Raw genomic sequence first — 22,008 nt, forward strand, 5'->3', positions numbered from 1 at the left:
AACTTCCAGCGTTAAAGGATCAAGACTCGAGAAGCGAGTCTTCGAATCGTTCCAGCTCTTCGAGGAGCTTGTCGACAAACTTGAGTTTGCGAACGCAATCAGCGGCAACGAGATCTCTGCCGGCGGCAAGAGACTCGGTCAGCTGCTGCATCAACATCTGGTGATCATGCCTGATCTCGCTGCGAAAATCCTTGATGGCGCGCTCAGGGTCGGCGTCATCTTTCAGATCGGCCAGACGCTCGCGCCACTCCAGCTGCTGCATCAGAAACGCGGTATCTTGCAGAGTCTGCTGTTCACCACGGATATCGGTGCCACGCAGGGAGAGCAGATATTCTGCACGACGCAGCGGCGCCTTGAGGGTGGTGAATGCTTCGTTGATCTGGGCGGCACGTTGCACCGCAGCCAGCTGCTCCCGTTCGGGGGCGGTGGCAAAACGATCAGGATGGAATTGGGTTTGCAGCTGGCGGTAGGTATCAGCCAACTGACGGGTATCGAGCTCAAAGCCTTCAACCAGCCCAAACAGCTCGAAATGATTCATGCAAACCTCTTGGAAACGTTCGCCACTACCTCACTCGCCCCTGGCAAATGAGATGTGGTTGAACGGGTCATGGGCAACCCGCTCAACCACAGACGAAGGATCATTGACGTCAAACATCTCAGACACTGAAGCTTTCGCCGCAACCACACTCGCCTTTGGCGTTGGGATTGTTGAACTGGAAGCCCTCGTTGAGGCCCTCCTTTACGAAATCCAGCTCGGTGCCATCCAGATGGATCAGGCTTTTGGCATCGACAATAATCTTGACGCCCTGCTGCTCGAATACCTGATCCTCATCGGTCAGTTCATCAACGAACTCAAGCACGTAGGCCAGACCGGAGCAGCCGGTGGTTTTGACGCCGAGGCGCAGGCCAATGCCCTTGCCCCGGTTAGCCAGAAAAGAGGAAACCCGTGCCGCGGCGGCATCTGTCATGGTAATAGCCATACTGCTCTCCGGCGCTTAGAGACCTTTCTTCTGCTTGTAATCGGCGATGGCGGCCTTGATGGCGTCCTCAGCCAGAATGGAGCAGTGGATCTTCACTGGTGGCAGAGCCAGCTCTTCGGCGATATCGGTGTTCTTGATGCCAGCCGCTTCATCCAGGGTCTTGCCCTTGACCCATTCGGTCACCAGGGAGCTGGATGCGATGGCGGAACCGCAACCGTAGGTCTTGAACTTGGCATCTTCGATGATGCCTTCGTCGCTGATCTTCAGTTGCAGCTTCATCACGTCGCCACAAGCGGGCGCACCGACCATGCCGGTTGCAACGCTGGGATCATTCTTGTCGAAACCACCGACGTTGCGAGGATTCTCGTAGTGGTCGATTACTTTTTCACTGTAAGCCATATCTCACTCCTGCTAATTCTGTTGCTCACTGACCAGATAGATCAGTGATGAGCCCATTCGACCGTGTTCAGATCGACGCCGTCTTTGTACATCTCCCACAGGGGGGACATCTCGCGCAGACGACCGATGGAGTCACGAATAAGCTTGACCGCGTAGTCAATCTCTTCCTCGGTGGTGAAGCGACCCATGCTGAAACGGATGGAGCTGTGTGCCAGCTCGTCGTTCAGACCCAGTGCGCGCAGCACATAGGAGGGTTCCAGGCTGGCGGAGGTACAGGCCGAACCGGAAGAGACCGCCAAATCTTTCAGCGCCATGATGAGGGATTCCCCTTCCACATAGGCAAAGCTGACGTTGAGGTTGCCCGGAACACGTTGCTCCAGATCGCCATTGATGTAGACGGCTTCAATATCCTTGATGCCATTCCACAGACGCTGGCGCAGAGCCAAGATACGCTCGCCTTCACTCACCATCTCTTCTTTGGCGATGCGGAAAGCTTCGCCCATCCCGACGATCTGGTGGGTCGGCAGAGTACCGGAACGCATGCCGCGCTCGTGGCCGCCACCGTGCATCTGGGCTTCCAGACGAACGCGGGGTTTGCGGCGAACAAACAGTGCACCGATCCCTTTCGGACCGTACACCTTGTGCGCTGAGACGGAGAGCAGGTCCACTTTCAGTGCTTCCACATCTACCGGGATCTTGCCCACACTCTGAACGGCATCCACGTGCAGCAGGATCTTGCGGGAACGGCACAACTCGCCGATGGCGGCAATGTTCTGAACCACGCCGATTTCGTTGTTCACATGCATGATGCTGACCAGGATGGTGTCATCACGCATGGCATTCTCGATCATCTCGATAGTGAACAGGCCGTTTGGCATCGGCTCAAGATAGGTCACTTCGAACCCTTCACGCTCCAGCTGGCGACAGGTATCGAGCACCGCCTTGTGTTCGGTCTTGGAGGTGATGATGTGCTTGCCCTTGCTGGCATAGAAGTGGGCAACACCCTTGATGGCTAGGTTATTGGATTCGGTCGCACCGGAAGTGAAGACGATCTCGCGGGGATCGGCACCGATCAGATCTGCCACTTGATTACGGGCCAGATCCACCGCCTCTTCGGCTTGCCAGCCAAAGCGGTGAGAACGGGAAGCCGGATTGCCGAACAGGCCATCCATGGTGAGACACTGCATCATTTTTTCTGCGACACGCGGGTCCACCGGACAGGTTGCCGAATAATCAAGGTAAATAGGCAGTTTCATGTTTTTCTCCGTCACAGTCCGGGTCATACAGAGTCCCGCTGTGGAAAGCACGTTTATAGTTGGACTTTCAAGCTCACATCGCCGTGTTCTGCCCGATCAACCAGGGACAACACGGTCTTCATTTGTTCATCTTGCTTGCCGGCAATGCGGCGCACATCGGCCTGGCGTACCAGCTCGGCCAAGGTAATATCCCCGAGGAAGCTGGAGATCCGCTCACTCAGGTCGCGCCACAGGGAGTGAGTCAGGCACTGGGTACCGCCGTGGCAACCGCCCTTGCCGAGGCACTTGGTTGCATCGACCGACTCATCGACCGCGGTGATCACCTGACCAACAGAAATCTCGCCTGGGGCCAACCCGAGGCGATAACCACCGCCCGGGCCACGCACGCTGCTCACCAGACCATGTTTGCGCAGGCGGGCAAAGAGCTGCTCGAGATAGGACAACGAGATGCCCTGGCGCTCGGAAATATCGGCAAGGGGGACGGGCCCCTGCTCTGCATGCAGCGCCACGTCGAGCATGGCGGTTACAGCGTAACGTCCTTTTGAAGTCAGTCTCATGTGCCTTACCGTCTTGCGAAGCAATTTAATGGGGCACATGGTCACATACCCGACCAAATCAGTCAAGTATATGGTTGAGTAAATCAGTCGGATTAATCCGGTACGTGCGCTTTCTGCACCGAGGTCAGAATACCGCGCAGAATGTTGAGCTCAGCTGCTTCCGGCCGAGCCCGATTGAACAGGCGACGCAGCTTGCTCATCACATGACCCGGATGGTCATCGGCAATAAAACCGGTCTTCATCAGGGTTTGTTCCAGGTGCTGATAAAACCCTTCCAGCTGGGCGGCACTCGGATAGACCATCTCGTCTTCAGGCTCGGCGGCCTGCCCCTGCAGCCAGCGCATCCGCACTTCGTAACAGAGGGTCTGCACCGCCATGGCCAGATTGAGAGAGCTGTAATCAGGATTGGCCGGAATGGCCACGTGGTAGTGGCACTTTTGCAATTCGTCGTTGGTGAGACCAGTGCGTTCACGGCCAAACACCAGCGCGACCGGGTGCTGCATCCCCTCGACTACCGACTTTTCGCCGGCCTCACGGGGATCGAGCATGGGCCAGCTCAGGGTTCGCGAGCGGGCGCTGGTGCCAATCACCAAACCACAATCGGCGATCGCGTCGTCCAGAGTCGGGACGATACGGGCATTGGCAAGCACATCGCTGGCACCAGCAGCCAGGGCGAAGGCATTGTCATCCGGCAAGGCTTGCGGATCAACCAATACCAGCTGGGTCAACCCCATGGTCTTCATGGCGCGTGCCGCAGACCCCATGTTGCCGGTATGAGAGGTGTTTACCAAAACGATACGAATCTGATCCAACATGCCCAGTCAATCTTCAGTCCAAAATGGCGCGCAATTGTAACATAAGAGAACACGATGTTGGCACCGTAAAAGCCGAGCCATTTCAGAACAAAACCACCTGTTTGTATAACAAACCAGCATGAGGGAAGTGAGAGGGGGGGGACTAAACTTGATGGATATCCGATAAACGGCACAGGAGACACCACGCCATGCTTCCTCCCTTTATCTATGAGAGATTGCCCAGCCTCTACCTGCTGGCAGCCATTGCCATTATTACGTTGAGTGAACAGCCCCTGCTCTGGTTTGCAGGCGCCTTGCTGTTTATCGCCGGAGCGGTGACCTGGATGATGCGCTCCAGCTACCGACGTACCGATCTGATTATCTTTCCGAGCAAACGCTGGCTACAGCCGGAGTGGCTGTATGAAGCGCAGCCCTTCATCTGGCTGGCTGCGGGGCTGGCCATGTCACAGCTGCCCGCCCCTGCGGCACTCATCGCCTTGGTGCCCTGTCTGTGGGCCTGTCGTTGCCTCTGGGCACGGCACCATTATCGTCGCCATGCCCATGGGGTGATTGTCCACTTAAGACGGGATCCCGCCCGGCGCCGTCTGCACCGGAGCCTGCGTTGACTCGGTGCGGGCGCGTTCGATAAACGTCGCCAGATCCATCAGGGGATACTTCATCAGGCTTGGCAAGCCATCGAGATCCAGACTGTCCATCAAGTTTTTCACCTCAAGGCCCAGTTCGGTATCCCCTTCTATCTTCAGCTTGCGCTGGAAAAAGAGCGAATCCGGATCCTCTTTGCGACCAGCGATGAGGATCAGGTCGTTGGCGGTACCGCTGAAGCAGACATCGGCCTTGTCACACTCGCGAGCCACCACCAGCTGGCCATTCTGCTCACTGATAAACCAGCACAGCTCCAGATCAGAGACTTCGACTTTCAGCCACTTGTCTGCCAGAAACTCGAAATCGCCATCTTCGATAGCCTCTTTGAATACCCGGGCCAGCAAACTCTCCATCAGCTGCTTTTGCAGATTGAAGGGAACCAGCTTGAGGGGATGGCGCAAGAAGCGCGGAGCCTGTTCGACCAGGCGACGTTGCAGTTGTTGAAACACGATAGACTCCCTTTTTTGCGCATTCAAACACAGGGAGAGTGGCAAGATCCTGTTGGAAATCAAACTTGTGCAGGGTTACCTCAAGAAGGGTAAAGCCACACAAAGCTGCCTCAGGTCAAAAAGCGGGAGTGCATGGCTGCATACAATCAGGGCTCGTTTGCCCTTCATATGCACTCTCGGAGCGTACCAATGGAATTACTCTGTCCGGCAGGCAGTTTGCCGGCACTGAAAACCGCCGTGGATAACGGGGCCGATGCCGTTTATATCGGTTTCAAGGATGACACCAATGCCCGCCACTTTGCCGGTCTCAACTTTACCGACAGCAAACTGGAGAAGGCGGTGGATTATGTGCATCAACATGGTCGCAAGCTGCATATTGCCATCAATACCTTTGCCCATCCCGGGGCCGATGCACGATGGAAACAGGCGGTTGATCGCGGGGTAGCCCTCGGCGCCGATGCGTTAATCATCGCCGACCTCGCCGTGCTGGAATATGCCAGCCGCCACTACCCCGAGATGGAACTCCATGTCTCGGTGCAGGCCAGCGCCACCAATGCCGCCGGCATTCGCTTCTATCAGCAGCAATTCAATGTCACACGGGTAGTGCTGCCCCGGGTGCTCTCCATGCATCAGGTCAAGCAACTGGCCCGTGAGACCGATGTTGGCCTCGAGGTATTCGCCTTTGGCAGCCTCTGCATCATGGCCGAGGGGCGCTGCTATCTCTCCTCCTACATGACTGGCGAAAGCCCCAACACCGTCGGCGCCTGCTCACCGGCCAAGTTCGTCCGTTGGGAAGAGACCCCGAATGGCCTCGAGTCGCGACTCAACGAAGTGCTGATCGACCGCTATGGCCCGAGCGAAAATGCTGGCTATCCAACCCTGTGCAAGGGGCGTTTCGACGTGGATGGCCAGACCTACCACGCGCTGGAAGAGCCCACCAGTCTCAATACCCTGGGTCTCCTGCCCGAGCTGTTCAAGACCGGGATCCAGTCGGTCAAGATTGAAGGGCGCCAACGCAGCCCTGCTTATGTGGAGCAAGTGACCCGAGTGTGGCGTGCGGCCATCGATGCCTATCAGGCCAATCCCGAGGCCTATCAGGTCAAAGCTGAGTGGGATGCCCAGCTCGCCCGCGTCTCCGAAGGTAGCCAAACTACCCTCGGCGCCTACCATCGTCAGTGGCAATAAGGAGTCCACCTATGCAATTTTCTCTCGGGCCTCTGCTCTTCTACTGGCCCAAAGCCGATACCGAATCCTTTTACCATGCTGCTGCCGACAGTCAGGCCGACATCATCTATCTGGGGGAGACCGTCTGCAGCAAGCGGCGCGAACTCAAAGTCGATGACTGGATTGCGCTGGCCCGTCAGGTGGCTAGCTCCGGCAAGCAGGTGGTACTCTCGACCCTCGCCCTTATCTCCGCCCCTTCCGAGCTCAAGGAGGTGAAGCGACTGGTCGACAACGGCGATCTTATGGTCGAAGCCAACGATCTCGGTACGGTGCAACTCGCCTGGGAGGCAGGGATCCCCTTCGTCTGTGGTCCCGCCATCAACGCCTATAACGCCGATGTGCTGCGCATGCTGCTCAAACAGGGGATGAAACGCTGGGTCATGCCGGTGGAACTCTCCCGTGACTGGCTGATCCAACTCAATCAGGATCTGGGCCCCCTACGCGACCAATTTGAGGTGGAGGTGTTTGCCTACGGCCATCTGCCGCTCGCCTACTCGGCGCGCTGCTTCACCGCCCGCTCCCTCGACAAACCGAAAGACAACTGCGAGCTCGCCTGCATCAACTACCCCACCGGACGACTGGCCAACAGCCGCGAGGGGCAACGGGTGTTCAATCTCAACGGGATCCAGACCCAGTCCGGTTACTGCTACAACCTGGGTAACGAGCTGGCTGGAATGGAAGGTCTGGTAGATGTGGTCAGGCTTTCGCCGCAAGGGATGGAGACGCTGGAGATGCTGGCCCGCTTCAAAGCCAACCGGCAGGGCCAGGCTCCCCTCTCCTTGCAGCAAGGAAGCGATTGCAACGGCTACTGGCGCCAGATCCCCGGCATGAGCCTGGTGGAGTAAACCCGCCATTTGCCCAACAAAAAGGCCTCATCGCGAGGCCTTTTTTACCACTATCTGGCAGTAGATCAGGAGGGCTGATCACCCTTGTTACGAGCGCTCTGGGCACCTGGCGGCAAGGGTTTGCGCGCCATCAACTCCAGCTCCAACAGCGCATAGCGGTGCTCGATAAAGTCATAGACGTTGTTGGATAAGGCCAGCTTGAAGTAGCTGATGGCTTCCTTGCGGTTGCCTTTGCCCAACTCGAACTTGCCCAGATAGAAGTAGGTTTCACACAGGCGCTCGGCAAGCTCCCGGTTATCCTTCACCCCTTTCACCACGTTGCCCATCAGCTGGGAAGCGTTGATCTCGCCGGTATAGAGGCGAACCAGATCCCAGTTCCAGGCGTCGTCATCGTACTTGTTGAGACGCTCGCGCATCCGGCTCATGGCGGCCGACGGGTCGAGTTTCTGCTCGGCCAGATAGAGCCAGATCACCCGATAGGGGTCTTCCGGCTGCGCCTCGTAGAAACGCTTCATATCGGCCGCAGCCAGTTCGGGACGGTTGCCGTAATAGAGGGCGATGCCACGGTTGAGATAGGCATAGTCATAGTCCGGCGCCAGTTCGAGGGCGGAATCGAACGCATCATAGGCTTCGTCGTAATTCTGCTGCTGTACCAGATAGACGCCGATGAAGTTGTAGGCTTCGGCGAAATCCGGTTTCTCCCGCAGGGCACGGTTGAAATCGAGCCGCGCGAGGGAACGCAGACCAACCCGATCAAACACCACGGCACGTTCATAGAACAACTCTGCCCGTTGCTCGGTGGTCAGTTCCATTTCACTGAGCATCTGCCCGAGTCGGGCGAGCGCCAGCTCACTCTGGTAGGAGACCTGCAGGGGGGTCGCCAACACCAGTGAAGCAGGCTGCGGCTTGGGAACCTTGGGGGTGTTAACCTGACTGCTACTGCTGCAACCCCACATGGGAAGCAACAACAGGATACCGAGGAGGTATCCAATCCCTTTCCTGACGTTCAATGAACACTCCGACGCTTACGCTTGACCCCGCATATGGTAAAGGTCAACAGCCGCTTTGTCATGTAGCTGTGCCCCTCTACCTCAAATAAATCAGGATTCGACAGGGTATCCGGCATCGCACCAACCGCGAAACCCGCCGTCGACGCTGATCACCTTGCGATAACCCATCTGTTGCAGGTTGTCCGCCGCCAGAATGGAGCGAAAACCACCACCACAATAGAGGTAGAGCTCGGTCTCAAGATCCGGGAACTGGGTCTCGATATCCCGCTCAATCACGCCACGACCCAGGTATCGGGCTCCGGGCAGATGACCCCTGGCCCACTCGCTCTCTTCCCGCACGTCGATCAGGTGAAACGTGCGCCCTTCATCCTGCCAGCGCTTGATCTGGTGAACATCGGTTTCGGTGATGCGGGAGCGGATCCCGTCAACCAGCGCCAAAAAACGGGGATTGTGATGCATGACAAACTCCTGTTGTTTAAATCATGTGCGTCAGCAAACGACACGCAGAGATAAGAAAAGAGCGCCATGAGGCGCTCTTCACTGTTACGGCAGGATTTCCTGTTGGTCCGCACCCTCTTTCTCTACCTGGGTGGGCAGCATGTGCTCGCGCTTGACGCCGAGGAACATGGCAAACGCACTCGCCACATAGATGGAGGAGTAGGTACCGAACGCCACACCGATCACCATGGCCACGGCAAAACCGTGGATCAGCGCACCGCCCTTGAGCAGCAGCGCCAGCACCACGATAAAGGTGAGGCCGGAGGTGATGATGGTACGACTCAGGGTCTCGGTCATGGAGAGATCCAGAATGTATTCGGTATCCCCTTTACGCACCTTGCGGAAGTTCTCCCGCAAGCGGTCGAAGACCACGATAGTATCGTTCAGGGAGTAACCCACCAGGGTCATCAGCGCCGCCAGTACGGTCAGGTCGAACTCGTACTGGAAGTAGGCAAAGACACCCAGCGTGATCACCACGTCGTGCACCAGGGAGAGAATCCCCCCCAGCGCCAGACGCCATTCGAAACGCACTGCCACGTAGGCCAGGATACAGAGGATGGAGGCCAGCATCGCCAGCGCACCGTCTGTCGCCAGTTCATCACCCACGGAAGGGCCGACGAACTCGACGCGTTTGAGCACTGCGCCCTCGTCGAGCTGCTTGGCCGCCGCCAGCACTTCGTTACCCTGTTGTTCTACCTTGACCCCCTCTTTCGGGGTCAGGCGGAACAGCACATCACGGCTGGAGCCAAAGTGTTGCAGGGTTGCCCCTTCAATCTTCTGCTCTTCCAGAGCGTCGTGGATCTTGTCCAGGCTCACCGACTGCTGGAACCCCACCTCGATGGTGGTACCACCGGTAAAGTCCAGACCCCAGTTCAGGCCCCGATCAAACAGGAAGAACAGGGCTACCACCATCAGCACGGAAGAGAAAACCACACCCGGCTTGGCATAGCGCATAAACGGGATCGGTTTTTCAAAATGTAGAATCTGAAACATCTCTCTATCCTCAGATGGGCAGCTTGTCGATACGCCGTCCACCCCAAGCCAGGTTGATAATGGCACGGGAAACTGTGATGGCAGTAAACATGGAGGCGGTCAGACCAATGCCCAGCGTCAGGGCAAAGCCCTTGATGGCGCCGGTGCCGATACCGAACAGGATCACACAGGTGATGAGCGAGGTGACGTTGGAGTCGGCGATGGTCGAGAATGCCCGATCAAAGCCCAGATGGATGGCTTGCTGAACCCCGCGACCGTTGCGGATCTCTTCACGAATACGTTCGTAGATCAGCACGTTGGCATCCACCGCCATACCCAGCGTCAGCACGATACCGGCGATGCCTGGCAGGGTCATGGTGGCCCCCGGGATCATCGACATGATACCGACGATCAGCACCAGGTTCATACAGAGCGCCAGATTGGCAACCCAGCCGAATGCACGGTAGTAGATCCCCATGAACAGCACGATCACCAGCATGGCCCAGCCGATGGCTTCCATACCGCTGTCGATGTTCTGTTGACCCAGGCTCGGGCCAATGGTGCGCTCTTCCACGATCTGGATCGGGGCGATCAGGGCACCGGCACGCAGCAGCAGCGCCAGGTTGTGGGCTTCGTTGGCGTTGTCGATACCTGTGATACGGAACTGGCTGCCAAGACGCGACTGGATGGTGGCGACGTTGATCACCTCCTCCTGCTTGCGGAACTTGCGCTTGCCATCCGGACCCGGTTGACCGACCGGCTTGTACTCGATGAAGACGGTCGCCATCCCTTTACCGACGTTATCCTTGGTAAAGTTGGCCATCTTGTTGCCACCCTGGCCATCCAGCTTGATGTTGACCTGGGGACGGCTGTACTCGTCGAAACCGGACTGGGCACCCACGATGTGGTCACCGGTCAGGATCACCCGCTTTTGCAGCACCACGGGACGACCATTGCGATCGTTGTAGACCTTGGAGCTGGGCGGGACACGGCCATCGGCCGCAGCCTGGATGTCGGCAGTCTCATCGACCATGTGGAATTCCAGGGTAGCGGTTGCCCCCAGTATCTCCTTGGCGCGAGCAGTATCCTGAATACCGGGCAGTTCAACGACAATGCGCTCGGCGCCTTGCTGTTGTACCAACGGCTCGGCCACGCCCAGTTCGTTGACCCGGTTACGGATGATGGTGATGTTCTGCTCGAGGGCGTACTTCTTCACTTCCTTGATCTTGGCTTCGCTCAGACCAGCCAGCAGGATGAACTCATCCCCTTTCTGCTCGGTAGTGAAGGTCAAATCAGGGTTCTGACGACGCAGATGAGAAACGGCGCGTTCCTGATCGGCTTCGTCACGGAAGATCACCTGCACCTGATCACCGACCCGGCGCACGCCGGAGTAACGGATCTTCTGGGTGCGCAGCTCGGAGCGGAAATCCTGCACCATCTGCTCTTGCTGCTTGGTCAGTGCTTCGGCCATGTCCACTTCCATCAGGAAGTGCACACCACCGCGCAGATCAAGACCCAGCTTCAGAGGCGCCGCACCGATGGCTTCGAGCCAGGCGGGAGTGGAAGGTGCCAGGTTGAGTGCGGTAATGAAGTTGTCGCCCAGCTTGTTGGCAACGATATCGCGCGCCTTCAGCTGGTCTTCGGTGTTCTTGAAACGGATCAGGATAAAACCGTGCTCGAATGCAGCATGTTTGACCGGGATCTTGGCCGCTTCAAGGGTCTCTTTCACCAGATCAAGAGTATCTAGCTTGACTTCGGCACCACGGCTGGCAGAAACCTGCAAAGCCGGATCTTCGCCGTAAAGATTGGGGGCTGCATATAGAAAACCGATGGCGATCACCAGGATCACCATCAGGTATTTCCACAGCGGATAGCGATTCAACACGCTGTGCTCCTTGGGAGATTAAAGGGACTGGATAGAACCCTTGGGCAGAACGGCAGAGACGAAGTCCTTTTTGATGGTGACTTGAGTCTGGTCGTTCAGGGCGATCACCAGGTAATCGCTGTCTGCAGCCACTTTGGCAATTTTGCCAACCAGGCCACCGGAAGTGAGCACTTCATCACCCTTGGACAAGGAGCTCATCAGATTGCGGTGATCCTTGGCACGTTTGGCCTGGGGACGATAGATCATGAAGTAGAAGATCAGGCCGAATACGGCCAGCATGATGATCATTTCCATACCACCACCCTGTGCACCCGGTGCTGCGCCTTCTGCATACGCCTTGGAGATAATGCTCATTTAACAACCTCTTATTGATGTAGATTTAAAAAAACAAAATTATATGTTGTTGTTATTTAACGTCATTTTCAGCTAACGGAGGCACAGGCTTCCCTTGCCGACGGTAAAACTCTGTTACAAAGTCGTCTAATTTACCCTGCTCGATCGCGTCCCGCAAACCCTGCATCACACGCTGGTAGTAACGCAGGTTATGAATCGTATTCAGACGGGCACCGAGGATCTCGTTGCACTTGTCCAGATGGTGCAGGTAGCTGCGGCTGTAGTTCTTGCAGGTGTAGCAATCGCACTCGGCATCCAGGGTGCTGGTGTCGTTGCGGTGCTGGGCGTTGCGGATCTTCACTACGCCATCGGTGGTAAACAGGTGGCCGTTGCGGGCGTTGCGGGTCGGCATGACGCAGTCGAACATGTCGATACCACGGCGCACCCCTTCCACCAGATCTTCCGGCTTGCCGACACCCATCAGGTAGCGCGGCTTGTCAGCCGGAATTTTCGGGCAGACGTGCTCGAGGATGCGGTGCATGTCCTCTTTGGGTTCGCCCACGGCCAGACCACCGACCGCATAACCGTCGAAACCGATCTCCAGCAGCCCCTTGAGGGAGACATCACGCAGATCTTCGTAGACCGAGCCCTGGATGATGCCGAACAGGGCGTTCTTGTTGCCCAGCGCATCAAACTTGTCGCGGGAGCGCTTGCCCCAACGCAGGGACATCTCCATGGACTTGCGCGCTTCTTCATAAGTAGCCGGGTACGGAGTGCACTCGTCGAAGATCATCACAATGTCGGAGCCCAGATCGTACTGGATCTCCATGGACTTCTCGGGGTCGAGGAAGATCTTCTCGCCATTGATGGGGTGACGGAAGTGGACGCCCGCTTCGGTGATCTTGCGAATATGGCCCAGGCTGAACACCTGGAAACCACCGGAGTCGGTCAGGATCGGGCCCTGCCAGTTCATGAAGTCATGCAGATCGCCGTGGGCACGCATCACTTCCTGACCCGGACGCAGCCAGAGGTGGAAGGTGTTACCCAGCAGGATCTGGGCGCCGGTTTCACGCACTTCTTCCGGGGTCATCCCCTTGACGGTGCCGTATGTCCCGACCGGCATAAAGGCCGGCGTTTGTACCACACCACGTTCGAAGACCAGTTGACCGCGACGGGCACGGCCGTCGGTGGTTTTCAGTTCAAATTTCATTGCTACCTCGGCTGCGTCAGATAAACAGTCTGACAATAGGAGGGCCGCTCACGGCCCGGTAAATAAGCTGAAGCTTATGCTTCAACCTGGCGACGGGTGACGAACATGGCGTCCCCGTAGCTGAAGAAACGGTACTGACCGGCCACAGCTGCCTGATAGGCCGCCATCACGTTGTCGTAACCGGCGAAGGCGCTGACCAGCATGATCAGGGTCGACTCCGGCAGATGGAAGTTGGTGACCATGGCATCGACAATCTGGAACTGGTAGCCAGGGAAGATGAAGATATCGGTGTCACTAAAGAAGGGCGCCAGCGGTTTGCCCTGTGCCAGGGTGACCTTGGCCGCGCTCTCCAGCGAACGGACCGACGTGGTCCCCACCGCGATCACCCGGCCACCACGGGCACGGGTGGCCGCGATGGCATCTACCACCTCTTGCGGCACTTCCGCATACTCGGAGTGCATATGGTGATCTTCAATCTTATCTACCCGCACCGGCTGGAAGGTCCCCGCCCCTACATGCAGGGTGACGAAGGCCGTTTCAACCCCTTTGGCCCGAATTTTCTCAAGCAGCGGCTCATCAAAGTGCAGACCGGCGGTCGGCGCCGCGACGGCGCCCGGCTTTTGATTGTAAACGGTCTGGTAGCGCTCCTTGTCGGCATCCTCGTCGGGACGGTCGATATAGGGGGGCAGCGGCATGTGGCCGATGGCCTCCAAAATCTCCAGCACCGGACGCGGGTCGAGGAAGTGGATCTCGAACAGGGCGTCGTGGCGGGCGCGCATCTCGGCTTCAACACCACCATCCATGATCATCCGGGTGCCGGGCTTGGGCGCCTTGGAGGCACGGACATGGGCCAGCACGCTGTGCTCGTCCAGAATGCGCTCGACCAGTATCTCCAGCTTGCCGCCGCTGGCCTTCTGGCCAAACATGCGCGCCGGAATGACACGGGTGTTATTGAATACCAGCAGGTCACCCGGATTGAGCTGATCCAGCACATCCACAAATTGACCGTGGCGCAGGGCGCCAGTCTGACCATCGAGCTGCAACAGGCGGCTGGCGGTACGCTCTGCCATCGGATAGCGGGCAATCAGCTCGTCTGGCAGATCAAAATGAAAATCGGATACTTGCATCTTTCACCTCGGGGGGAATCGGCGGCTAGTCTAGTTATCCCCATCTTCCAAGGCAACCCAAAAGACCAAAAACCCAAGAGAGACAAGGGGTAGCGAGCAATATTGAGACACACCTCCGGTTAATGATTCTTTAATGTTCTGTATTGACCCTGATCATGTTTTGCCAATGGGCGCTGGGCTAGGGTGAAAGCAGATACACAAGGAGGCCCACCATGATGACCCTATCCGAGATCATGACCGAACACCCCTTCACTCTGGGTCCGTCAAACAGTGTAAAACAAGCGATGGACCTGATGCAGCAGGAGCGGATCCGCCACATTCCCATCGTCGACGAGCAGCACCACCTGCTGGGGTTGGTAACCCTCACCGATATCCTGGCCACCCGGGAATCCAAGCTGCTGCTCATCAGCCCGGAGCGGGAAGCCGAATTTACCGACAGCGTGCAACTCGACGAGATCATGACACGGCAAGTGGCGAGCGTAGATCCTCACGCCGGCATCAAGGAGGCGGCACTTTACCTGCAGCGGCACAGATATGGCTGCCTGCCGGTACTCAAAGGACGCAAGCTGATCGGCATTGTCACCGAGTCGGACTTCATTGCCGTGGCCATCAACCTGCTGGAATTGATGGAAGAGCAGGAACCACCTACCGACTTTTGACAGATCTAGCTGTAATTAAATTACAATAAAAGCGTTTTCAGCCGTCAAAATAAGCTGAAATGATGAAACACTTTCATTTTGATTGAAAAATTACACCAAATACTTGCCTTGTGATCTGCGTCACACTATCATCCCTCTCATGCAATAGTTGCCGAGGGGGAGACGAGGGATTGTGCACCCATTATCTTCCTCTCATATGTCTGCAAGTTTGCACACCCCGTAGTTAGTCTTTGCTGTAAAGCATTTGTTTATATAGCCATTCCTTGTTTGATGACCCGGCCCTGTCGTTGCGATAGCGCCGGGATTTTTTTATCTGCGCCTTTCTGCCTCCCCTTGCTAGCACATCCCCATCGCTGCAAGCAGCTGCCTCAACCTCCTGCGCCACCTGTTTGCACCACCGTTATCTCATCGCGTCATCGTGGCTCTGCACACCTCTTCCCATGCCTTGAAAAGGCGATGTAGCGCACAGATATTGAATCACGACAAGGAGTTATCTCAGTAGGCTAGAGATATTCATGTTAGGTACAGCCATAGTGAGCTATCTAATAAGTAGATTTAAGCGATTCAAAATTGCGGCTTTTATCGATTAACTGAAGCCCCTATGATGAATCCATCGAAAGTTAAGCGCCTCGTCTGGCAAGACTCTTCAACACCAGACCGGCATATGTACATCACTAAGGAGCAATTACATGTCTACCTACATCAACACTGAAATCAAGCCGTTCAATGCTACCGCCTACCACAATGGCAAATTCGTTCAGGTGTCTGACGCTGACCTGAAAGGCAAGTGGTCCGTGGTCTTCTTCTACCCGGCTGACTTCACCTTCGTTTGCCCGACCGAGCTGGGCGACCTGGCTGACAACTACGCTGAATTCCAGAAGCTGGGCGTTGAGATCTACTCTGTCTCTACCGATACCCACTTCACTCACAAAGCATGGCACGACACTTCTGACACCATTCAGAAGATCCAGTACCCGATGATTGGTGACCCGACTGGTACCATCACCCGCAACTTCGGCGTGATGATCGAAGAAGCTGGTCTGGCTGACCGCGGTACCTTCGTGATTGACCCGCAGGGCATCATCCAGATCGTCGAGATCAACGCTGGTGGCATCGGTCGTGACGCACTGGAACTGCTGCGCAAAGTCAAAGCAGCCCAGTACGTTGCCTCCCACCCGGGTGAAGTGTGCCCGGCTAAATGGAAAGAAGGCGAAGCCACTCTGGCCCCGTCCCTGGACCTGGTAGGCAAGATCTAAGCCTCCCGCTTCCAAGACCGGCCCGCATAAGGGCCGGTTTTGTTTCCGGCCCCAAGCAAAGGCGCCGGTCTGCTTTCCGGCTTACATCTCACGCCGACCCGCAATCACAAGAAGGAATTCGAAGATGTTGGATACCAACCTCAAACAACAGCTGAACACCTATCTGCAGTACATCGTCAATCCCATCGAGATCAGCGTGTCCGGCAACGACAGCGACAAATCTGCAGAGCTGCTGGCACTGGCCAGCGAGATCGCCGAGATGTCCCCCAAGATCACCCAGACCTCTGGCACTGCCGCTCGCAAGCCTTCCATGAGTGTCGCGCCGCAGGGCCAAGCCCCGCGCGTTCACTTTGCCGGCATCCCCATGGGTCATGAATTTACCTCTCTGGTGCTCGCCCTGCTGCAAAGCGGCGGCCACCCCTCCAAGGCCGATGCGGCTGTGCAGGAGCAGATCCGCAATCTCAAGGGTGAGTTCCACTTCGAGACCTATATCTCCCTCTCCTGCCACAACTGCCCGGACGTAGTACAGGCCCTCAACCTGATGGCGACCCTGAACCCCGGCATCACTCACACCATGATCGACGGCGCCCTGTTCCAGGAAGAGGTCGCCGAGCGTCAAATCATGGCGGTACCGAATGTCTACCTGAACGGGCAACCGTTCAGCCAGGGCCGTATTTCGCTCGAAGAGATCGTCGCCAAACTCGACACCGGCGCCGCAGAGCGCAAAGCTGCCGAGCTGAATCAGAAAGCTCCCTACGACGTACTGGTGGTGGGCGGTGGCCCGGCCGGCGCCGCAGCGGCCATCTATGCCGCTCGTAAAGGCATTCGCACCGCCATCGTTGCCGAGCGTTTCGGTGGTCAGGTGATGGACACCGTCGGCATCGAGAACTTTATCTCAGTGCCCTACACCGAAGGCCCCAAGCTGGCCGCCAGCCTGGAGCAGCACGTCAAAGAGTACGGCGTGGAAGTGATCACCGAGCAGCGCGCCGCCGCCATCAGCAAAGATGGATATGTGAACGTGGATCTCGCCTCTGGCGCCACCTTGAAGAGCCGCGCCGTGATTCTGGCTACCGGTGCCCGCTGGCGTGATCTGAACGTACCGGGCGAGCTTGAGTACCGTACCAAGGGCGTGGCCTACTGCCCGCACTGCGATGGCCCCTTCTTCAAGGGCAAGCGAGTAGCTGTGATCGGAGGCGGTAACTCCGGCATCGAGGCAGCGATCGACTTGGCTGGAATCGTCGAGCATGTGACTGTGGTGGAGTTCGCCGACACCCTGCGTGCCGATGAAGTGCTGCAGAAGAAGGCTCGCTCCATGGGCAATATCGACATCATCATGAGCGCGCGCACCACCGAAGTGATCGGTGATGGCAGCAAGGTGGTCGGTATGGACTACGAAGATCGCACCACAGGTGAGATCAAACACCTGGCGGTGGCGGGTATCTTCGTCCAGATCGGCCTGGTACCGAACACCGAGTTCCTGAAAGGGAGCGAGATTGCCCTGACCCGCTTTGGCGAGATCGAGATCGATACCAAGGGCGCGACCTCCCTGCCCGGCGTCTACGCCGCAGGGGATGCCACCACGGTACCGTTCAAGCAGATCATCATCTCCATGGGTGCTGGCGCCACCGCCGCACTGGGTGCGTTTGATTACCTCATCCGCAACCCGGCTCCTGAAGCGACCCAGGCTGATGCTGTGACCGCCTGATAAACCCAGCGCAACAAAAAGCCGACGCCCGATGAAGTAAACACGAGCGTCGGCTTTTTTATATCTGCATCGATGCGCAATAAAAACCCCGCAGCAAATGGCGGGGTTGTTCATGACTGGACTTAAACGACGGGCATCACTCCAGCAAGAAAACAGCCTCGATATTATCACTTACCGTGATCTGCTGTTGTTGATAGCTGTTGTCCGCCATATCCGCCGCAGGTGCAGCCATCGCCATGGCCTGCACCACCTTCAGGTTGCGGCTGTAGGCGGTAATGGGCGAAGCATTGCGGTACTCCACACTGTAGACCTTGCCAAGCTTCATCCCGAACGCCTTGGCCAGAGATTCAGCCTTGGTTTTGGCATCCTCAACTGCATTCAGACGGGCCTGCTCCTTGATGACCTGCGGCGACTTCAACCCGTACTCAATCTGGGATACGGACTCCAGCCCGGCTTTGAGTGCGGTATCCATCAGGGGGCTCAACTTGTCGAGCTGATAGAGCTTCACCGCCAATTGTCGCTGGGCACGGTATCCCAGCAATACCGGCTTCTTGTTTTCACCATACTGATATTCCGGCGAGACCATCAGGTTGCCAGCCTCAACATCGCTGCGCTTGATCCCCAACCCTTCCAGTTGGCTGAAAAAGGCTGCAACCTTGGTATCGACCTGCTGCTTGGCCTTGAGGCCCTGCTTATCCAGTGCACTCACCGCCACATTGAGGGTCAGCATATCGGGTTCGGTCTTCTGCTCGGCATAACCGCTCACCACCAGATGGGGCGCTTGCGGCACTTCAATCGCCAGCAGCGGAGCACTGACAACCAGAGCGGAAAGAGAAAGAGTAAGAAGGGGACGCCACATAGAAAAAACCTCAATCGGAAAGATTGAGGCCATTATGCCCGTGCAGCTACGGGATTCATATATCGTGCAAGGGGGGGAGCTGATCCAGTATCTGATTGGTCAGATCGAGACTAATGGTGACCATGCTGCCGGGATCCTGGCTCTGGTTTGCCATATCCAGCGCAGGAGCCGCGCCACAGACCAACACCTCATCATCGAAATGGAACGAGTCCCACGACAGAACGTGTCCTTGCACCGCCTGTCCGATATTGGTGCCACCACTATCCTCCTCCATCGCAGACCAAGGGATGGTATCAGATGGCCCTAGCAAATCTTGCAACAACGGAGAGTGAAAACTGGCCAGAGGATACTCCTGCTGCCCCTGATGATGGCCAACCAGAATCATGTTATAGGCAGACTCGGTATCCATGACCGGCACATAAGTGATAGAGGCCGTAGCGAAATCAACATAGAGCGAGCCCGCTACATCACCGGCCTCATTCTCAATCTCCATCCCATCCAGCCGATCCCCCGCGATCGATGCCTGATAGCCAAACTGGCCTGCACAGGTAATGTTCCCCTGCCCATCCCAGCTATAACGGATGCCATCAATGTCGACCCAGTTGAATGACTGCATGATTACCCCTCTCCTCTACTGCCGCTATCTTATCCATCCCCTTGGGGAAAAAACAGGGGCCAGGCAAGCCCGCCCCCGAGACAAGGTTACGGATCAACCTTCAAATTGCCCTGATTCAACAGATCTTCAATGATGGTCTGATCGTTACGCGTCCCTCCCAGGGTCAGATCAATGCTGTCAAACCGAATGACATGAGTCGTACTGCTTCCCCCTGAACCATCAAGATCGATAGTGAGCGTAGACTTGCCACTCCCTGGCCCACTGGAGAAGGTGAGATAGGCATCCAGCGAGTTCTTATTGGCATGTTCACCAGTAAGCAGTTCGCTGATATCCAGCACATCACCGCCAGTTCCAGTGGTGAAGTCCTTGATCACATCGGTGCCACCAACATCTCCAGCGCCCCACTTGAAGGTGTCCTTGCCAGCCCCCCCAGTGAGGGTGTCAGACCCGGTCCCACCAATCAGAATATCGATACCGTCACCGCCAATCAGGATGTCATTCCCTTTTTGGCCATAAAGCACATCATTACCGTCGCCACCTTCAAGGGTATCATCGCCACCGACAGCCCCCTCCTTACCATACACTGCATGCTGACTGTAAAGTTCGTTGAGCAGTTGCCCACCACTCTTGCCCGGATTGTCTGCCACAAACTCGAACCAGCCACCATCCACATTGTCCGCATGAACGCTGTCACCAAAAATCACGTCGTTGCCTGCACCGCCCTGCAACAGGTCAGAGCCGACACTAACAGCGGTAAAGAGCGAACCCAAGCCACTGGACAGGTCATCAAAGTTGTCTACGGCGAGGTAGTTGTCTGGCGTGTTATCAATCGCATTGAGGTTATTGCCAAATGATGCACCTGATGGCACCCCAATCCCGACCGCATTAATCACCACCCCAGGAGCCGTCAACGCATTCAGGGCTGCCATACCGTTAGCAATCTGGGTTGAATTGGTCCAGCTTCCAACAGTTGGCTCCCCGTCCGTGAGGAAGTAGACATACTTATGATCCGCGACAGGATCCACGGTCATCATGGTATTAAGAGTTGTCAACGCAGCCTGATAGTTGGTCCCCCCCCCTGAGCGAGTTAGATTACTGACAGCCTGCTGAGCAGCGGTAACCGAGGAATAGGTACCCACAACGTTGCTATTATCTGCAAACGTACCAATCTCGACTTGCAACTGTGATATGCCACTGAACTTGGCCAGCAAGTTATTGATGGCATCTTTCATGAGCTGGAATTCAGTGCCGCTAATACTTCCCGACATATCAATCATGAATGTCAGGTTGTAACTACCCGAAGTCACTCCGCCAACATCACCGATCAATACATCTGCCCCAACTCCACCCACTATTGCCCCATCCACATCCGGAGCAAGAAGAGGGTTGGGACGAACGTGATCGTCAATGGCCGTGCTTGCCCCAGAACCAGTGTCATTGGCATTGCTACCAACCACCAGGACCGGATTGATAATGGTCAACTTGGCACTGCTGGTATCACCGTCGCCATCCTTGATCTTGTAAGTGACCTCGACTGGAGCCCCCTCAGCACCTCCTGATGGTGGTGTGAATCGGTAATCACCATCATTTTCAATGTATAGGGTGCCCTTATTGGTACCCAGTGCGATAGAGAAAGAGGTATTGCTGTTATTAAAGGTGTAGGTTGTTCCGTTGTACTCCACAGAAACCAACTTGGGCGTAGCGAAACCATCAGCACCGGCACTGTCATTGGCTGTGACATTACCATCGATTACCTGCGTCAGGTTGGTCAGAGTTCCCGATAACTGACCAGCGGTATTGATCACCACCACATTGCTGTTGTGAGCACCACTAGGTGACCAAGCGACACTTTGCAAGTCGGCATCAAGCACGCTGGTTGAGCCAATTCCCACGGCATAGGCACCATCAATACCTTTTTGCGTCAGGAAATTCGTCCACTCATTACGCTCTTCGGTGTTAATAGCGTCATCGGTCGAACTGGGCACACCATCCGAGATGAAAAATACAAAGGTATTATCAGCCGAAGGCGGTGTTCCATAGTTGTCCTGTACCGCTTGCAAGGCATCATCGTAGTCTGTCGAACCACCGGAAGAGATAGTTGTCAGCTGACCAGTCGCCTGGTCCTTAGTCAGCCATACCTGACTACCGACACTCTTGACGGTGGCAGAGCCCGCAAAATCAACCAGCATAACCTTGACCAACGAGTTGCCATAGCTGTTCATCAGATTCGTTACAGCATCCTTGATAACCTGCATATTGGTATCACCAATACTGCCTGAGCTATCGAGAACCAACACCAGGTTGACAGTGCCATTAGTGCCACTGGTAATGGTATCAGCCACAGCACTCGGACCGTCGTCCTTGAAGGCAATGTCGAGCCCACTCGCACTGGTCGCTGTCGTGCTGTCACCATCACGGTCGGTCACGGTCTGTACCACCTTGATGGCTGCCGCCAGCGAGACGCTGTCATCATGGTCACTCGCACTGCTGCCATCCACACCGTGCTCCAGCGCCGCATACTGGGTCACCGTGACCTTGCCGTTGCCGTCCATCAGCACGCTAAACGCCTTGGTGCCACTGGTGCTGCCGCCAGTCCATCCTTCATAACCGTTGGCCACGGCCACCAGTTTGATTTCGCTGGCGCTGCCGCTTTGACCTGCCAACCACAACCCGGTCCCTGCACCTGCCGTGGCACTCAGGCTGTACTGCAC

23 protein-coding genes are annotated in these 22,008 nt (G+C 56.5%); 6 read left to right on the forward strand and 17 right to left on the reverse strand.

What is annotated here, in order from left to right; all coding sequences use genetic code 11:
- Positions 1-19: 19 nt before the first annotated feature.
- From hscB to trmJ, 6 genes are all read right to left on the reverse strand, one after another.
- Positions 20-538 (reverse strand): co-chaperone HscB, encoded by a 519-nt coding sequence (gene hscB, locus BN1139_RS19950; RefSeq protein WP_005351031.1) that lies wholly within the window; start codon positions 536-538, stop codon positions 20-22.
- A 118-nt stretch (positions 539-656) separates the two neighbouring features.
- On the reverse strand, positions 657-980 hold the full coding sequence (gene iscA, locus BN1139_RS19955) for an iron-sulfur cluster assembly protein IscA (RefSeq protein ID WP_005333812.1): 324 nt from the start codon (positions 978-980) through the stop codon (positions 657-659).
- A 15-nt stretch (positions 981-995) separates the two neighbouring features.
- A complete protein-coding gene (gene iscU, locus BN1139_RS19960) occupies positions 996-1,379 on the reverse strand; it encodes a Fe-S cluster assembly scaffold IscU (protein ID WP_005333813.1) in 384 nt (127 codons plus the stop codon).
- 41 nt (positions 1,380-1,420) lie between these two features.
- The gene (locus BN1139_RS19965; protein WP_013723838.1) at positions 1,421-2,635 is read right to left on the reverse strand and encodes an IscS subfamily cysteine desulfurase; all 1,215 of its coding nucleotides are present in this window, start codon (positions 2,633-2,635) and stop codon (positions 1,421-1,423) included.
- A 53-nt stretch (positions 2,636-2,688) separates the two neighbouring features.
- Positions 2,689-3,192 (reverse strand): Fe-S cluster assembly transcriptional regulator IscR, encoded by a 504-nt coding sequence (iscR, locus tag BN1139_RS19970; protein ID WP_026035025.1) that lies wholly within the window; start codon positions 3,190-3,192, stop codon positions 2,689-2,691.
- 92 nt (positions 3,193-3,284) lie between these two features.
- Entirely contained in the window at positions 3,285-4,007 is a 723-nt protein-coding gene (gene trmJ / locus BN1139_RS19975) for a tRNA (cytosine(32)/uridine(32)-2'-O)-methyltransferase TrmJ (RefSeq protein ID WP_005351026.1), read from the reverse strand.
- A gap of 188 nt (positions 4,008-4,195) precedes the next feature.
- Between trmJ and BN1139_RS19980 the strand changes: the two genes are divergently transcribed.
- Entirely contained in the window at positions 4,196-4,612 is a 417-nt protein-coding gene (locus tag BN1139_RS19980) for a hypothetical protein (RefSeq protein WP_005351023.1), read from the forward strand.
- Here the strand turns inward: BN1139_RS19980 and ubiT are convergent.
- The gene (gene ubiT, locus BN1139_RS19985) at positions 4,565-5,098 is read right to left on the reverse strand and encodes a ubiquinone anaerobic biosynthesis accessory factor UbiT (protein WP_005351022.1); all 534 of its coding nucleotides are present in this window, start codon (positions 5,096-5,098) and stop codon (positions 4,565-4,567) included. The two genes, BN1139_RS19980 and ubiT, sit on opposite strands and share 48 nt — an antisense overlap.
- Positions 5,099-5,287: 189 nt before the next feature.
- On the opposite strand from ubiT, the gene ubiU reads away from it, so the two are divergent.
- Both ubiU and BN1139_RS19995 read left to right on the forward strand, forming a co-directional pair.
- Complete coding sequence (gene ubiU / locus BN1139_RS19990) at positions 5,288-6,283, forward strand: ubiquinone anaerobic biosynthesis protein UbiU (protein ID WP_005351020.1); 996 nt, start codon at positions 5,288-5,290, stop codon at positions 6,281-6,283.
- Positions 6,284-6,294: 11 nt separating this feature from the next.
- The gene (locus tag BN1139_RS19995) at positions 6,295-7,167 is read left to right on the forward strand and encodes a U32 family peptidase (RefSeq protein ID WP_005351018.1); all 873 of its coding nucleotides are present in this window, start codon (positions 6,295-6,297) and stop codon (positions 7,165-7,167) included.
- Between the two features lie 65 nt (positions 7,168-7,232).
- On the opposite strand, the gene nlpI is transcribed toward BN1139_RS19995, so the two are convergent.
- From nlpI to queA, 7 genes are all read right to left on the reverse strand, one after another.
- The gene (gene nlpI, locus BN1139_RS20000) at positions 7,233-8,177 is read right to left on the reverse strand and encodes a lipoprotein NlpI (RefSeq protein ID WP_005351017.1); all 945 of its coding nucleotides are present in this window, start codon (positions 8,175-8,177) and stop codon (positions 7,233-7,235) included.
- A gap of 90 nt (positions 8,178-8,267) precedes the next feature.
- Positions 8,268-8,636 carry a rhodanese-like domain-containing protein gene (locus BN1139_RS20005; RefSeq protein WP_005351016.1) on the reverse strand — a complete coding sequence of 123 codons (369 nt, stop codon included), beginning with the start codon at positions 8,634-8,636 and terminating at the stop codon, positions 8,268-8,270.
- Positions 8,637-8,720: 84 nt separating this feature from the next.
- Positions 8,721-9,668: a protein translocase subunit SecF gene (gene secF / locus BN1139_RS20010; RefSeq protein WP_005337322.1), complete on the reverse strand. Its 948-nt coding sequence runs from the start codon at positions 9,666-9,668 to the stop codon at positions 8,721-8,723.
- Between the two features lie 10 nt (positions 9,669-9,678).
- Positions 9,679-11,532 carry a protein translocase subunit SecD gene (gene secD / locus BN1139_RS20015; protein WP_005337324.1) on the reverse strand — a complete coding sequence of 618 codons (1,854 nt, stop codon included), beginning with the start codon at positions 11,530-11,532 and terminating at the stop codon, positions 9,679-9,681.
- An 18-nt stretch (positions 11,533-11,550) separates the two neighbouring features.
- On the reverse strand, positions 11,551-11,886 hold the full coding sequence (gene yajC, locus BN1139_RS20020; protein WP_005337327.1) for a preprotein translocase subunit YajC: 336 nt from the start codon (positions 11,884-11,886) through the stop codon (positions 11,551-11,553).
- A gap of 52 nt (positions 11,887-11,938) precedes the next feature.
- Entirely contained in the window at positions 11,939-13,075 is a 1,137-nt protein-coding gene (gene tgt / locus BN1139_RS20025) for a tRNA guanosine(34) transglycosylase Tgt (protein WP_005337329.1), read from the reverse strand.
- A gap of 74 nt (positions 13,076-13,149) precedes the next feature.
- Positions 13,150-14,202 (reverse strand): tRNA preQ1(34) S-adenosylmethionine ribosyltransferase-isomerase QueA, encoded by a 1,053-nt coding sequence (queA, locus tag BN1139_RS20030; protein WP_005351015.1) that lies wholly within the window; start codon positions 14,200-14,202, stop codon positions 13,150-13,152.
- 212 nt (positions 14,203-14,414) lie between these two features.
- Between queA and BN1139_RS20035 the strand changes: the two genes are divergently transcribed.
- The 3 genes from BN1139_RS20035 (at position 14,415) to ahpF (ending at position 17,822) form a co-directional block, all read left to right on the forward strand.
- Positions 14,415-14,861: a CBS domain-containing protein gene (locus tag BN1139_RS20035; RefSeq protein WP_013723842.1), complete on the forward strand. Its 447-nt coding sequence runs from the start codon at positions 14,415-14,417 to the stop codon at positions 14,859-14,861.
- Positions 14,862-15,550: 689 nt separating this feature from the next.
- On the forward strand, positions 15,551-16,117 hold the full coding sequence (ahpC, locus tag BN1139_RS20040) for an alkyl hydroperoxide reductase subunit C (RefSeq protein ID WP_005337335.1): 567 nt from the start codon (positions 15,551-15,553) through the stop codon (positions 16,115-16,117).
- Positions 16,118-16,241: 124 nt separating this feature from the next.
- On the forward strand, positions 16,242-17,822 hold the full coding sequence (gene ahpF / locus BN1139_RS20045; protein ID WP_005351013.1) for an alkyl hydroperoxide reductase subunit F: 1,581 nt from the start codon (positions 16,242-16,244) through the stop codon (positions 17,820-17,822).
- A 136-nt stretch (positions 17,823-17,958) separates the two neighbouring features.
- On the opposite strand, the gene BN1139_RS20050 is transcribed toward ahpF, so the two are convergent.
- The 3 genes from BN1139_RS20050 to BN1139_RS20060 form a co-directional block, all read right to left on the reverse strand.
- Complete coding sequence (locus tag BN1139_RS20050) at positions 17,959-18,681, reverse strand: SIMPL domain-containing protein (RefSeq protein WP_005351009.1); 723 nt, start codon at positions 18,679-18,681, stop codon at positions 17,959-17,961.
- 55 nt (positions 18,682-18,736) lie between these two features.
- Positions 18,737-19,297: a hypothetical protein gene (locus BN1139_RS20055; RefSeq protein ID WP_005351005.1), complete on the reverse strand. Its 561-nt coding sequence runs from the start codon at positions 19,295-19,297 to the stop codon at positions 18,737-18,739.
- 86 nt (positions 19,298-19,383) lie between these two features.
- Positions 19,384-22,008: VWA domain-containing protein (locus tag BN1139_RS20060; RefSeq protein ID WP_238325703.1), on the reverse strand; the 2,625-nt coding region annotated here is incomplete at its 5' end.

Source organism: Aeromonas veronii bv. veronii (genome assembly GCF_000820225.1).
GTDB lineage: Bacteria > Pseudomonadota > Gammaproteobacteria > Enterobacterales > Aeromonadaceae > Aeromonas > Aeromonas veronii.